Annotated in this window: 11 protein-coding genes; 3 read left to right on the top strand and 8 right to left on the bottom strand. The window is 59.0% G+C overall.

The genetic code is table 11. The annotated features are described in order from the left end of the window. Nucleotides 1–131: 131 nt before the first annotated feature. From FHX08_RS28320 to FHX08_RS28295, 6 genes are all read right to left on the bottom strand, one after another. Nucleotides 132–1,526, bottom strand: coding sequence for an NAD(P)(+) transhydrogenase (Re/Si-specific) subunit beta (locus FHX08_RS28320; protein ID WP_132657067.1), 1,395 nt, complete (start codon nt 1,524–1,526; stop codon nt 132–134). A 7-nt stretch (nt 1,527–1,533) separates the two neighbouring features. After that, nucleotides 1,534–1,932 carry a proton-translocating transhydrogenase family protein gene (locus FHX08_RS28315; protein ID WP_132657068.1) on the bottom strand — a complete coding sequence of 133 codons (399 nt, stop codon included), beginning with the start codon at nt 1,930–1,932 and terminating at the stop codon, nt 1,534–1,536. Next, nucleotides 1,932–3,080 (bottom strand): Re/Si-specific NAD(P)(+) transhydrogenase subunit alpha, encoded by a 1,149-nt coding sequence (locus tag FHX08_RS28310; RefSeq protein WP_132657069.1) that lies wholly within the window; start codon nt 3,078–3,080, stop codon nt 1,932–1,934. The genes FHX08_RS28315 and FHX08_RS28310 overlap by 1 nt, the downstream gene beginning before the upstream one ends. 106 nt (nt 3,081–3,186) lie before the next feature. Continuing rightward, complete coding sequence (locus tag FHX08_RS28305; RefSeq protein WP_132657070.1) at nt 3,187–3,411, bottom strand: aa3-type cytochrome c oxidase subunit IV; 225 nt, start codon at nt 3,409–3,411, stop codon at nt 3,187–3,189. 268 nt (nt 3,412–3,679) lie between these two features. Next, a complete protein-coding gene (locus FHX08_RS28300; RefSeq protein WP_132657071.1) occupies nt 3,680–4,432 on the bottom strand; it encodes an N-acyl amino acid synthase FeeM domain-containing protein in 753 nt (250 codons plus the stop codon). Between the two features lie 143 nt (nt 4,433–4,575). Next, the gene (locus FHX08_RS28295; RefSeq protein ID WP_132657072.1) at nt 4,576–6,879 is read right to left on the bottom strand and encodes a bifunctional diguanylate cyclase/phosphodiesterase; all 2,304 of its coding nucleotides are present in this window, start codon (nt 6,877–6,879) and stop codon (nt 4,576–4,578) included. 318 nt (nt 6,880–7,197) lie between these two features. Between FHX08_RS28295 and FHX08_RS28290 the strand changes: the two genes are divergently transcribed. Together FHX08_RS28290 and FHX08_RS28285 are read left to right on the top strand one after the other, a co-directional pair. Beyond that, nucleotides 7,198–7,737: a TRAP transporter small permease subunit gene (locus tag FHX08_RS28290; protein WP_132657073.1), complete on the top strand. Its 540-nt coding sequence runs from the start codon at nt 7,198–7,200 to the stop codon at nt 7,735–7,737. Nucleotides 7,738–7,759: 22 nt separating this feature from the next. Continuing rightward, on the top strand, nt 7,760–9,253 hold the full coding sequence (locus FHX08_RS28285) for a TRAP transporter large permease subunit (RefSeq protein ID WP_132657074.1): 1,494 nt from the start codon (nt 7,760–7,762) through the stop codon (nt 9,251–9,253). 63 nt (nt 9,254–9,316) lie between these two features. On the opposite strand, the gene FHX08_RS28280 is transcribed toward FHX08_RS28285, so the two are convergent. Next, nucleotides 9,317–10,423 carry a TRAP transporter substrate-binding protein gene (locus FHX08_RS28280; RefSeq protein WP_132657075.1) on the bottom strand — a complete coding sequence of 369 codons (1,107 nt, stop codon included), beginning with the start codon at nt 10,421–10,423 and terminating at the stop codon, nt 9,317–9,319. 289 nt (nt 10,424–10,712) lie between these two features. Here FHX08_RS28280 and FHX08_RS28275 point away from each other — a divergent pair, with 289 nt between their 5' ends. Then, nucleotides 10,713–11,492 carry a gamma-glutamyl-gamma-aminobutyrate hydrolase family protein gene (locus FHX08_RS28275; protein WP_132657076.1) on the top strand — a complete coding sequence of 260 codons (780 nt, stop codon included), beginning with the start codon at nt 10,713–10,715 and terminating at the stop codon, nt 11,490–11,492. A gap of 55 nt (nt 11,493–11,547) precedes the next feature. Here the strand turns inward: FHX08_RS28275 and FHX08_RS28270 are convergent, their stop codons facing one another. Next, complete coding sequence (locus tag FHX08_RS28270; protein ID WP_132657077.1) at nt 11,548–12,579, bottom strand: aldo/keto reductase; 1,032 nt, start codon at nt 12,577–12,579, stop codon at nt 11,548–11,550. Nucleotides 12,580–12,688: the final 109 nt, after the last annotated feature.

Below are 12,688 nucleotides of genomic sequence, written 5' to 3'. Positions count from 1 at the left end.
AGGAAGCCCGCCGAAGCGGGCTTTTTGATGAGAGTATTTCAGCAAAAATATGCTGCAATTTTGCGCCTGGGAATTGCATGAAAGCAACGAGATCGAGCATTTCTGACATTCGAAGAAAACCTGGAAATGCTCTAGTGGGCGATCGCCTTATTGATCTCTTCGGTCACCTTCTTGGCATCCCCGAGCAGCATCATCGTACCGTCCTTGTAGAACAGCGTGTTGTCGATGCCGGCGTAACCCGAGCCGAGCGAGCGCTTGACGAAGAGGCAGGTCTTGGCCTTGTCGACGTCTAGGATCGGCATACCGTAGATTGGCGAGGACTTGTCGTCTCGCGCCGCCGGATTGGTGACGTCGTTGGCGCCGATGACATAGGCGACATCGGCTTGCGCGAATTCCGAATTGATATCTTCGAGTTCGAAGACTTCATCATAGGGCACATTGGCCTCGGCGAGCAGCACGTTCATATGGCCCGGCATACGGCCGGCAACCGGATGAATCGCGTACTTAACCTCGACACCGTTCTTCTTGAGATTGTCGGCGAGTTCCCGCAGCGCATGCTGCGCCTGCGCCACCGCCATGCCGTAACCAGGTACGATGATGACTTTCGAGGCATTCGCCATCAGGTAGCCCGCATCCTCGGCCGAGCCGAGCTTGACGATCTTCTCTGAATTATCCGCGGCGCCAGCTGCCGTCTCGCCGCCAAAACCGCCAAGAATGACGGAGATGAAGGAGCGGTTCATGCCCTTGCACATGATATAAGACAGGATCGCACCCGATGAGCCGACCAGCGCACCTGTGATGATGAGCGCTAGATTGCCAAGCGTGAAGCCGATGCCGGCCGCCGCCCAACCCGAATAGGAATTCAGCATCGAAACGACAACAGGCATGTCTGCGCCACCGATCGGCACGATCAGCAGCACGCCGAGGGCCAACGACAGTGCTACCACCGCCCAGAAGTCGAAATGGCTTTCGGTCACGGCAAGCCCGATGACGAAGAGCACGATCAGCACAAGCAGGGCAATGTTGATCAGATGCCGGAAGGGCAACAGGATCGGCTTGCCGGACATGCGCCCGTCGAGCTTCAGGAAGGCGATGATCGAGCCGGTGAAGGTCAGCGCACCGATCGCCACGCCAATCGCCATTTCGATGCGCGCCTCAGTGTGGATCTGGCCGATTTCGCCAATCCCGAAGGCATCAGGCGTATAGAGCGCCGATGCGGCGACCAGAACTGCAGCAAGGCCGACCAGCGAATGGAAGCCGGCCACGAGCTGCGGCATCGAGGTCATAGCGATGGTACGGGCGATATAGGCGCCGGCGCTGCCGCCGATAGCAAGGCCGAGAATGATGAGCACGAAGCCGCCGAAGTTCGGCATTGCCAGAGCCAGCGTCGTGAGGATCGCAATCCCCATGCCGATCATGCCATAGAGATTGCCCTTGCGGCTGGTGGCCGGATGCGAGAGCCCGCGAAGCGCCAGAACAAAAAGGACGCCGGAGACGAGATAAAGGAAGGCTGCGAGATTGGTCATCGGCCCCTCACTTATCCTTCTTGCGGTACATCGCCAGCATGCGCTGCGTGACGAGAAAGCCGCCGAAGATATTGACCGAGACGAGCACCAGCGCCACGAAACCGAAGCCGGTCGCAAGCCCGCTGGTCGAGATACCGACCGCAAGCAGCGCACCGACGACGATGACGGAGGAGATCGCGTTGGTGACAGCCATCAGCGGCGTATGCAGCGCAGGCGTTACAGACCAGACGACGTAATAACCGACGAAGATCGACAGCACGAAGATCGCGAACTGGAAGACGAAGGGATCGATTGCTCCGCCAGTTGCAGCACTCGCCGCTTCAGGTGCCTGGGCGGCAGCGGTGACGACCGCGGTGACAGCCTGGTCGAGCTGTTCCAGCGCCTTGTCCATTGCTTCACTGGCCATCAGTTATCCCCGTTCTTGGCGCCGCCGAATGCCGGATGCACCACGTCACCGGCATAGGTCAGCATGGTCGCCCTAATGAGCTCGTCTTCGAGGTTGAGCACCACCGTTTTCGTTTCCTTGTTCACCATCGTCTCCAGGAAGGTGACGAGGTTCTTGGCATAGAGCGCCGAGGCACTGGCGGCCACGCGACCCGCCATGTTCGCAAAACCGATGACTTTCACACCTTCAACATCGGTGACCTTGCCCGCAACAACGCCTTCGATATTGCCGCCGCGCTCGACCGCGAGATCGACAGCGACCGCGCCCGGCTTCATCGAGGCCAGCATGGCGCGCGAGACGAGCCGAGGTGCGGGACGGCCGGGAATGAGCGCGGTCGTAATGACGATATCCTGCTTGGCGATGTGGTCGGCAACCAGTGCCGCCTGCTTCGCCTGATAGTCGGCCGACATTTCCTTGGCATAGCCGCCGGCCGTTTCCGCTGCCTTGAATTCGTCATCCTCGACAGCGATGAATTTGGCGCCGAGCGAGGCGACTTGCTCCTTGGCGGCCGGACGCACATCTGTTGCCGAAACGGCAGCGCCGAGGCGGCGGGCCGTTGCGATGGCCTGGAGGCCGGCAACGCCTGCCCCCATGACGAAAACCTTGGCGGCGGGAATCGTGCCTGCTGCCGTCATCATCATCGGCATGGCGCGATCGTAAACGACGGCGGCCTCGATGACGGCCTGATAGCCGGCAAGATTGGCCTGGGATGACAGAACGTCCATCGACTGTGCGCGGGTAATGCGCGGCATCAGCTCCATAGCGAAGGTGGAAAGGCCAGCGCGCGCCATCGCGGCAACCGCCTCGTCATTGCCATAGGGGTCCATGATGGCGATCACGACGGCACCGGCCTTGTAGCCGGTGATTTCGCTTTCGCTTGGCCGGCGGACCTTGAGGACGACATCGGCGGACGCTGCATCCGCGAACGTGCCGATTGCAGCACCCGCGGCCTCGAACTCACGGTCTGGGATGCGAGAGAGCGTTCCGGCGCCCGCTTCGACGATGACATCGAAGCCGAGCGACTTCACTTTCTTGACAGTTTCAACGGACGCAGCAACGCGCGTCTCATCACCCGTGATTTCCTTTGCTACGAAAACAATATTGGCCAACTGCCCCCTCCTCCGGGTCAGCTGGGCCGTGACAGGCCGCTTGCCTGCACGGGCCAAGCATCTACATCACAAGTTCGGAAGACCGTGTCTTCCCGCAGGACCGCGCTTAGCGGAGCAGGAAGATGCCGGCGACCAGGATGATGAGGAAGACGAGGATGCCGCCGAGGAAACCGGCACCGCCGAAGAAGCCGGCAGTCATGGCAAGCATCAGGGCAACAAGAACCATCGTGCCGTATTTCGTGCCGGCAATGAACATGTTGTAGGTTTTCTCATGTTCGTTGTAGTCCATCGGCGCGCCGGTCTCGACCGGTCCGGTATGATGTTCGGCCATGAATATCGTCTCCCTCAAATGCCTTAGCGCTGCCTGATTCCCTCACCTCGGTGAGGCAAATCCCCTGCCCGCAGGGATTACACAATGACGGGCAAAAGCGCAATGCATGAGAATGCCGCAGGAACGCCTCGCAGTGACCTGATCCGGACGAAACAGCGACCTCAACGGCCGGATGAAACGAGGTCCGACGACAGATGAAGTTTTCGACTGTCGCCCGCACCTCATCTACCCTGACGGGCATCGTCTCTTTATCGCGAAGAAGGAGAAATCACAGCGGCAGATCGGTACCAAGTTCGCCTGGGGGCACGAAACGCGCCGTCGGAATGATGGTGAGCGGCGGCAGCGTGTCGTTCGGGTTGCGCGAAAACATCATGCGCTGCTCGCTAGCGCTGGAGATGAAGAAGGGATAGCGCGTCAACAGCTTGCGCCCGACCTCGACCACATTCGTTGCCATCAGCGTCACATCAACCCCGTAACTCTCCGCCAGTCGGCCGGGCACAATGGTATCGGCATAGAAGACCCGCTTGTAGAAGGCTGCGTGTGGGGGCCGGACGGACTGAATAACGCGGTCAGCCCGGAAATACGCTGCCGCAACGATGGCGGGTCTCAACGTCAGATAGGGAACCCATGGCATGTTAGCTGTGAGTTCCGGATCAGCCGCGAAACGCGCCGGATCGATCAAGGTCAGCCCGGCGTCCAGAAGGTCATCCATCGCCTCGGGAAAGGCCTCACCAGACCGACTGATACGATGATCCGGCGTCACATAGTGAATTCGGATCGTACTGACCAGTTCGCCATAATAGTAAAGACCGAAAATATAGGCATGGCTGTCGAAATCGACATCGTCCAACAGGCCTTCCGGGGCAAGCGACAGCGCGCCATGCGCCTTGTAGGCCTTGTAGCGCAGCCGCTCCACCTCCTCCATATCTTCGCTGCTTTCGACACGTCGATATTCGACGCGATCCAGAATTTCCAGGACTTTCCTGCTGAAATCACCACGCGTAAAAAGTGTATCTGACATTTTCTCGATCCGCTTGTTAACGGATCATTAATCATACGCCAGCACATGGGAGCAAGAAAAACTGAGAATTTGCGTTAAATTTAAATTGTTAAGGTTAACGAAGCGCAAGATTTGCAGAGGATAACCAGCCAGTAGCAGGCAGCTCAAGCGACCTTGTGGCGGCGGCGCTGGACGGTGCGGCGGCCGATGCCCTGTTGCAGCAGTGTGATGTTCTGGGAAGGCACCGGCGGCGAGAAAACGTAGCCCTGCACGAGATCGGTGCTGCGGTGCTTGTTGAGCAGCGCCAGCTGCTCCTCGGTCTCCACACCCTCGATGACGATCTTGAGGCCGAGTTCGCGGGCGAGATTGACGGTGCCGCGCAGGAGCTTCAGGCGGCGGCTATCCTCGACGATGTTGCGCACGAAGGAGCGGTCGATCTTGACGATATCGAGCGGCAGCGTGTCGAGATAGCTGAGGCTGGAGAAGCCGGTGCCGAAATCGTCGATGGCGATGGTGATGCCGCGAGACCTGAGTTCCGCCAGGATGGCGCGCACCGCCGCCGGTTCGTCGATCAGGCAGCTCTCGGTAACTTCGAGATGCAGCCGCGCCGCGGCGAGGCCGGAATGGGCAAGCGCATCGGCGACAACTGAAAGGATGTCAGCATCGCGCAGATCCCGCGCCGAAAGGTTGACCGAGACGGCGATGTGTTCCGGCCAGGTCACGCATTCGCTGCAGGCCTTGAACAGCACGAAACGAGTGATGTCGGAGATGATACCCATATCTTCGGCGAGCCGGATGAAGACGTCGGGTGGGATCGATCCCTTCTCCGGATGGACCCAGCGCGCCAAGGCCTCGGCACATTCGATCCGCGAGCCGTCGGCTCGGAACATCGGCTGGAAGACGAGATGCAGCGCATCTGCAGCTACGGCCTCACGCAAATCCGCCTTGAGCTTCTGCTGCTCAATATAGCGGCCGTCCATTTCCTGCTCGAAGCCGGTGATACCACCCTTTAAGCGCGACTTGCTTTCGAACAGTGCCAGATCGGCCTTGACGCTCCATTCGTCCATAGCAAAGGCGTCGCTCTCAAGAACGGCGTAGCCGGCGCTGAGGGAGATGAGGAAGGTTACTTCGTCGACTTCATACTGCCCCTGGACCGCTGCATGCAGCTTGCGAATTTCGGCGTCCAGCACCTGCTTGTCGCGCGCATGCGGGAAGAACAGGATGAACTGATCGCCCATCAGCCGGCCTACGATCGCGTTGCCGGCAAGTTCCTTGACCCGCATGGCGATTGCACACAGAAGGTGGTCGCCAGTCACATGACCCCGCATGTCGTTGACATGCTTGAACTCGTCGATATCGAGGATCATGAAGCCGAGAGGACCACGCTTTTTAGAGTGTCTGGTGAGGTACTCCTGCACGCGCTGGCCGAAATATTCGCGGTTCGGCAGACCCGTCAGTGCGTCGAAGCGCACCATGTGCAGGATCTTCTGCTCGGCCTTCACGCGGCTCGAAACGTCTTCGAAAATCAACACGGCGCCGCCATCCGCACGCCGGCTCGCGGAAAATTCGAGCGACAAACCCTCGGGGAAATGGATGAGCGTGCGCGATAGGTTACCTTCGGCGACCTGTGTCAGCTGCCGCAGGATCAGCTCCGGCTGGGACGCATCCATGAAGCTGTAGCGCGCGCCATAACGCAACACTGCGCCCAGATCGCGATCCTTCAGCCGATCCGGTGCGCCGATCTTAAGGAGCTCGCAAGCCTTGCGGTTGATGACCTGGATCCGGTTCTCCGTATCGACCATGACGAGGCCGTGCGGCATGTTGTTGAGCGCCGTATCGAAACGGTCGGCGATGATGGTGATTTCCCGGCGCGCAATGACGTTCTCATAGAGAAACTCGCGCACGCCGTTCGCCATGGCCCGCGTCGTCAGCCAGAAAGGAATGAGGAAAATCGAAAGCACGCCGCGATAGAAATCCATCGCCAGGAGGCTGCCGACGATCATCGGCAGACAGCAGAAGAGCGTCTGGAGGTCGACCGCGAAGCGCGAGCCGTAGTTGCGGCCGACGACGGAAACCATCGTCGCCATGGTGACAGAAATGCAGGCAAGCTCCGCAAAGGAATCATGCACGACGAAGATAGCATAGCCACTGGCGATGCCGAGGAGCGCGGTGGTGCAGGCTCCGCTAGCAACGAGAATCCGCTCCCAACGCTCGATTCCGGCGTGCGACAGGCTCTGCTTATCGACGCGATCGAATTGCCGGAAGATGACCATGCGAGCGCTGAAGACCAGAAGGAAGGCGACCGACAGCAGGATGTAGATGGAGTATTGCGTCTTGGCAGCCACGGCAAGGCACGTCGCAACATGCACAATTACGCCAACAAGAAGCGTCATGCGGTTCCCGGAGAGAGAACTCACAAACGACAGATACACATCCTTAGGGACCCTGTTCGGGTTATGTGGCTTCATCCATACTTTCCCTGTGCGCGGGAAATGTAAACTGAACCCTTTAAAAATTGATTTCAAACGGTTCAAACATTTGGTCAATTTTTCTAAAACCGTAAGGTGAACAGTACACTAAGAACGCGACAATGCAGCTTTATCGCGAGGTTTATAGAAAAAATATCCGCGTCAAAGTTGCGAAAACTTTTAAAGGGATCACAGCCCGTAACTGCATAAGACTATCCTCCTAGGCGGGCCATTTCTCCTTTCAATTTCAAAAACCCTGGGTTACACCGGCTTTAGAGGGAGAACTGCCGAAAACGGCAAGACAACAAGGGGAGGCGAATGTCGGTACTTCTGACCGCCAGTCGGCTGATCGACTCGATCAGCGAGTTCATTGGCAAACTGTCCGAATTTATGGTGCTGTTCTGCTGCCTGATAAGCGCCGGCAATGCGATGGTGCGCTACGCATTCAACTACAGCTCGAACGGCTGGCTGGAAATCCAGTGGTATCTCTTCGCTTTCGTCGTCGTGCTTGGCGCTTCCCATACCTTGCGCAAGAACGAGCATGTGCGCGTCGATCTGATATACGGTTCCGTCTCCGACAAGGCAAAAATCTGGATCGATATCGTTGGCCTGATCGTCTTCCTCATCCCGGCCTGTCTTTTCCTCGCAATTCTCTGCTGGCCCTTCTTCCTGCTCGCATATCAGCAAGGTGAGGTTTCAGCCAATGCCGGCGGCCTCATTCGCTGGCCTGTGAAGCTGATGCTCTTTGCCGGCTTCGCGCTCCTGACCCTCCAGGGCATTTCGGAATTGATCAAAAGGATCGCCGCGCTGACCGGTTCGATCGAGATCGATACGAAATACGAAAAGCCGCTGCAGTAACTCGGCGCCCGGAGGAACGAACTTGTTTGACTACGGTATCATCCCGCCGGCGATGTTCCTGGGCATGGTCATCTTCATGCTCTACGGCTTTCCCGTCGCCTTTTCGCTGGCCGCCGTCGGCCTCTTCTTTGGCATTATCGGCATTGTAACAGGCCATTTCGGAGAGGTGTTCCTGCAGGCGCTGCCGCTGCGCTTCTTCGGCATCGTCTCCAACGATCTCCTGCTGGCAATCCCCTTCTTCACCTTCATGGGCGCCATATTGGAGCGATGTGGTCTGGCCGAAGACCTGCTCGAAGGCACCGGCAAGCTCTTCGGCGGCGTCCCCGGCGGCCTTGCCTACGCCGTCATCCTGGTTGGCGCCGTGCTTGGCGCCATCACCGGCACCGTCGCAGCCTCGGTCATCACCATGGGCGTTATCTCCCTGCCGATCATGCTGCGCTACGGCTACAGCCCGCGGCTTGCAACGGGCGTCATTGCGGCCTCCGGTACGATCACCCAGGTCATTCCGCCTTCGCTGGTGCTGGTGGTGCTTGCCGACCAGCTCGGCCGCTCAGTCGGCGACATGTATCTCGGCGCAATCGGTCCTTCGATCCTGCAGGTGGCGATCTTTGTGGCCTATATTCTGATCCTCTCCATCATTAACCCGAAAGCGATGCCGCCGCTGCCCAAGGAGGTGCGCGGCGATTTCGATTTGGCACTGCTGATGAAGGTGCTCTGGAGCATGATCCCCTCAATCGTGCTGATCTTCCTTGTGCTCGGAACCATCTTCATGGGCCTTGCCACCCCGACCGAAGCAGGCGCACTTGGCGTCGTCGGCGCCATGGCGCTTGCTGCCCTGCACGGTCGCCTCACCTGGCCGCTGATCCGCGAGGCGATAAGCTCGACCACTCACATCACCTCGATGGTGGTGATGATCCTGATCGGCTCCACCTGCTTCAGCCTCGTCTTCCAAGGCATGGACGGCTCACGCTGGATCGAGCACATGCTGTCGGGCATTCCCGGCGGGCCTGTCGGCTTTCTAATCTTCGTCAACGTCTTCATCTTCATCCTCGCCTTCTTCCTCGATTTCTTCGAGATCGCCTTCATCGTCATCCCGATGCTGGCGCCGGTCGCCTCCAGTCTCGGCATCGATCTCATCTGGTTCGGCGTATTGATCTGCGTGAACATGCAGACGAGCTTCATGCACCCACCCTTCGGCTTCGCGCTCTTCTATCTGCGTTCGATCGCCAACAGGGATGTCCGCACCAAGGATATCTACCTTGGCGCTCTGCCCTGGGTCGGCATGCAGCTCATTCTCGTGGCGATCGTGATTTTCTGGCCGGAATCGGTCACCTACTGGCTGGATCACGGCCCGAAGGTGGACCCGAATTCGATCAAGATCGAAGTACCCGGTTTCGGCGGTCAGCTGGGCCTACCATCATTCGGAGCACCCGGCGGCGGCAATAGCTCGCCGCAGATTCCGGGCTTGACTCCACTGGCCCTGCCGAGCGCGCCTCCGCCGCCACCCGCACAATGAGGCAAAGAAAAAGCCCCGGATTTTCACCCGGGGCTTTGATGTATCTGAACGCCGCAAGAAGGCTTAGAGCTTGCCGGCACGCTGCTGGATCATCATGAACGTGTCGAACGTGTATTCCGAGAGCTGCATCCAGAGATAAGCATCCCGCTTGAATGCCGTTTGATCGTCGTAGATCTTCCTGAAATACGGGTTCTTCGAGGAGATATCGCCGTAGATGCCCATCGCGGCCTGGAAGCAGGCTTCCATGATCTCCTGGCTGAACGGCCGTAGGGTCGCCCCTTCCGCGACAAGCTGCTTCAGCGCGCTGGGATTCTTCATATCGTATTTTGCCAGCATGTTGGTGTTGGCGAAAGCGCAGGCGTCGTTGAGCGCTGCCTGATAGTGCTTCGGCAAGCTGCTCCACTTATCGAGATTGAAGAAGGCATGCACCGTCGGGCCACCTTCCCACCAGCCCGGGTAATAGTAATACTTTGCCACCTTGTGGAAACCGAGCTTCAAGTCGTCGTAGGGGCCAACGAATTCTGCGGCGTCGATCGTCCCCTTTTCGAGCGCCGGATAGATGTCGCCGCCGGCGATTTGCTGCGGGATGACGCCGACCTTCTCCATGACGCGACCGGCGAGACCGGCAATGCGCATCTTGACGCCCTTGAGGTCGTCGAGCGTATTGATTTCCTTGCGGAACCACCCGCCCATCTGCGCACCTGTATTGCCGGCCGGCAGGGCATACATTCCCTGTGTAGCATAGAATTCGTTCATCAGTGTATTGCCGTTGCCCTGGTAAAACCAGGCATTGGTCAGGCGGCTGTTCAGTCCGAACGGAATGGCAGTTCCGATTGCGTAGGTCGGATCCTTGCCGACGAAATAATAGGAGGTCGTATGGGCTGCCTCGACGGTGCCCGCCGCTACCGCATCGACAGCCTGTAGGCCGGGGACGATTTCGCCGGCTGCGAAAGGCTGGATGGTGAAATTACCATCCGTGGCAGCCGCAACATGCTTGGCAATATCTTCGGCGCCGCCATAGATCGTATCCAGGCTCTTCGGAAACGACGAGGTCATGCGCCAGGCAATCTTCGGGTTTTCCTGCGCAATTGCAGGCGCTGCCAATGCAGTTGCGGCAACGGCGCCGGCGCCGGCTGTTCCCGCTTTTTTCATAAATGAACGACGATCCATCAAAAACCTCCCGTATAGATGGCACTGCGCGGTCAATCCTCACCCCTACCCGCAGTGATGGCAAAGCTAAGCATGCCGGAAGAAGCGTTTCAAGCTCTGGCCTATTAGTCTTTGGGATCACGACGCTTCTGTGGCGGCTCCACACATCCATCGGAATCAGCGACTTAGCCGGTACGATGGCAGCTAGGTCGCTGAGGCGCCGCAATTTGGCCACCGCTAGCAGCCAAGCGTTGACTTAACGGCAATTCTGGCCGCAGAAACGTCAGACAGTGTTTTCTCCGGGGCGAAAATGATGAAACCGATCGTTGCCATTCCTGCCGATATCCGCACCCTCGACGGCGCAACCTGGCATGCCGCACAGCATCAATATGTACGCGCGGCACTGAATGCCGCCGGCGTGATGGCCTTCATCATTCCCGCCTTCGAGGAAGGTTATGAGACGGATGCCATCCTCGATCGGGTCGACGGCGTGCTGGTCTCCGGCTCTGCCAGCAATGTGCATCCCTCGCTCTATGGTATCGAAGCCACGGCGGCAGACGGCCCCTTCGATCCTGCCCGTGATGCGACCAGCCTTCCGCTGATCCGCGGCGCGATTGACCGCGCCATCCCGCTTCTCGCCATCTGCCGCGGCATTCAGGAATTGAACGTTGCGCTCGGCGGCTCGCTTGCCAGCGAAATTCAGGAACAGCCTGGCATCTGGGATCACCGCAGGCCCGATGTTACCGAGCGCGACGACATGTATGCGATCCGACAGAGCGTTTTCATCAAGGAAGGCTCCTGCATTGCAGGTATCGTCGGTGCCGGCGAGATCCGTGTGAACTCCCTGCATCGGCAGGCAATCGCCAGGACCGCACCGCGCCTGCAGGTAGAAGCGACGGCAGCGGACGGAACGATCGAAGCCGTTTCCGTCATCGATGCCAAGGCCTTTGCCGTCGGCGTGCAATGGCATCCTGAATATTGGGCGGAAACCGACAAGCCCTCGAACAAACTCTTTACCGCTTTCGGTGATGCTGTCAGGGATTACGCCGCAAGCAAATTGCGGCCGCTGCCAGCGCAGGCGACCGCTTGAGACAGGAAGGCCGCCGGATCGCTCCGACGGCCTTTTTTCTTTCTGACCGATTGTTTCAGCGGCCGCCTTCGATCTTGCGATGACGCTGATTGGTGCCGTTGACACCATAGGGATATTGCCCAGGGGTCGGCGCACTGATCTCATTGAGCTTTGCCGTCTCCTCCTCTGACAGCACCAGTTTTGCAGCCGCGAGATTGTCGGCAAGCTGTTCTGAGGTGCGGGCGCCAAGGATGACAGACGTCACGGCCGGACGCGCGGCGACCCAGGCAAGCGCCACCTGCGCCATGCTGACACCACGTGCCCTGGCGATCTCTTCGACCGTGGCGATGATTGCCCAGGTGCGCTCCTGCGCGTTTCGGGCTGCATAGGCTTCGCCGCCGCGATTAGGGTTTTCGCCCAGGCGCGTCGCACCCGTTGGCATTTCGTCACGCTTGTATTTGCCGGTCAGCCAGCCGCCACCAAGCGGCGACCAGGGCAGCAGGCCCATGCCAGCATCCTTACATGCATCGACGATCTCCAACTCGATGTCACGCATCAGCAGGTTATATTGCGGCTGCAGCGTCACCGGACGTGTATAGCCCTGTGCCTTGGCGATTTCGGAAGCCTTGGCAATGTGCCATCCGACATAGTTGGAGAAGCCGTAATAGCCGATCTTGCCGGCGCGAACGGCATCATCGAGGAAACGCAGCGTTTCCTCGATCGGCGTCAAGGCGTCCCATGCGTGCATCTGGTAGAGATCGATATGCTCGACGCCGAGACGACGCAGAGAATCATTGAGCGCTTGATTGAGGTGGCGGCGGGAAAGGCCGATATCGTTGGGTCCGTCGCCCATTGGGAAGCGGCCCTTGGTAGCAATCACCGCCTGCTGCGCCTGCGTTGGGCGGGCCTTCAGCCAGCGGCCGATGATCTCCTCCGATGCACCGGCGCTGTAAACATCGGCCGTGTCGATGAAATTGCCGCCCCAGGCGAAGTAGTCGTCGAGCATCTTGAAGGAAGCCGCCTCATCGGATTCCTTCCCGAACGTCATGGTACCCAGGCAATATGCGGTGACGACGGCCCCGCTGGGACCGAGCTTGCGATAATCCATTTCTGCCTCCTTTCAGAAAGTGTCGGCTGCCGGCGTGAAGAAGCGCCGGGCGGAGCGGACGCTCCCCGATCAAATCGCTATGTGTAAGCTTGAGGCGGCGAAATGCCGC

The organism is Rhizobium sp. BK529 (assembly GCF_014194105.1).
Lineage (GTDB): Bacteria > Pseudomonadota > Alphaproteobacteria > Rhizobiales > Rhizobiaceae > Rhizobium.
The sequence above is the reverse complement of the archived record's forward strand: the minus strand, read 5'-3'. Positions and strand labels throughout refer to the sequence as shown.

What these genes read in the sequence shown, in the direction of transcription:
- FHX08_RS28305 (WP_132657070.1), bottom strand. Translation starts at nt 3,411, where the DNA reads ATGGCCGAACATCATACCGGACCGGTCGAGACCGGCGCGCCGATGGAC.
- FHX08_RS28320 (WP_132657067.1), bottom strand. Translation starts at nt 1,526, where the DNA reads ATGACCAATCTCGCAGCCTTCCTTTATCTCGTCTCCGGCGTCCTTTTT.
- FHX08_RS28280 (WP_132657075.1), bottom strand. Translation starts at nt 10,423, where the DNA reads ATGGATCGTCGTTCATTTATGAAAAAAGCGGGAACAGCCGGCGCCGGC.
- FHX08_RS28275 (WP_132657076.1), top strand. Translation starts at nt 10,713, where the DNA reads ATGATGAAACCGATCGTTGCCATTCCTGCCGATATCCGCACCCTCGAC.
- FHX08_RS28300 (WP_132657071.1), bottom strand. Translation starts at nt 4,432, where the DNA reads ATGTCAGATACACTTTTTACGCGTGGTGATTTCAGCAGGAAAGTCCTG.
- FHX08_RS28295 (WP_132657072.1), bottom strand. Translation starts at nt 6,879, where the DNA reads ATGAAGCCACATAACCCGAACAGGGTCCCTAAGGATGTGTATCTGTCG.
- FHX08_RS28315 (WP_132657068.1), bottom strand. Translation starts at nt 1,932, where the DNA reads ATGGCCAGTGAAGCAATGGACAAGGCGCTGGAACAGCTCGACCAGGCT.
- FHX08_RS28270 (WP_132657077.1), bottom strand. Translation starts at nt 12,579, where the DNA reads ATGGATTATCGCAAGCTCGGTCCCAGCGGGGCCGTCGTCACCGCATAT.
- FHX08_RS28290 (WP_132657073.1), top strand. Translation starts at nt 7,198, where the DNA reads ATGTCGGTACTTCTGACCGCCAGTCGGCTGATCGACTCGATCAGCGAG.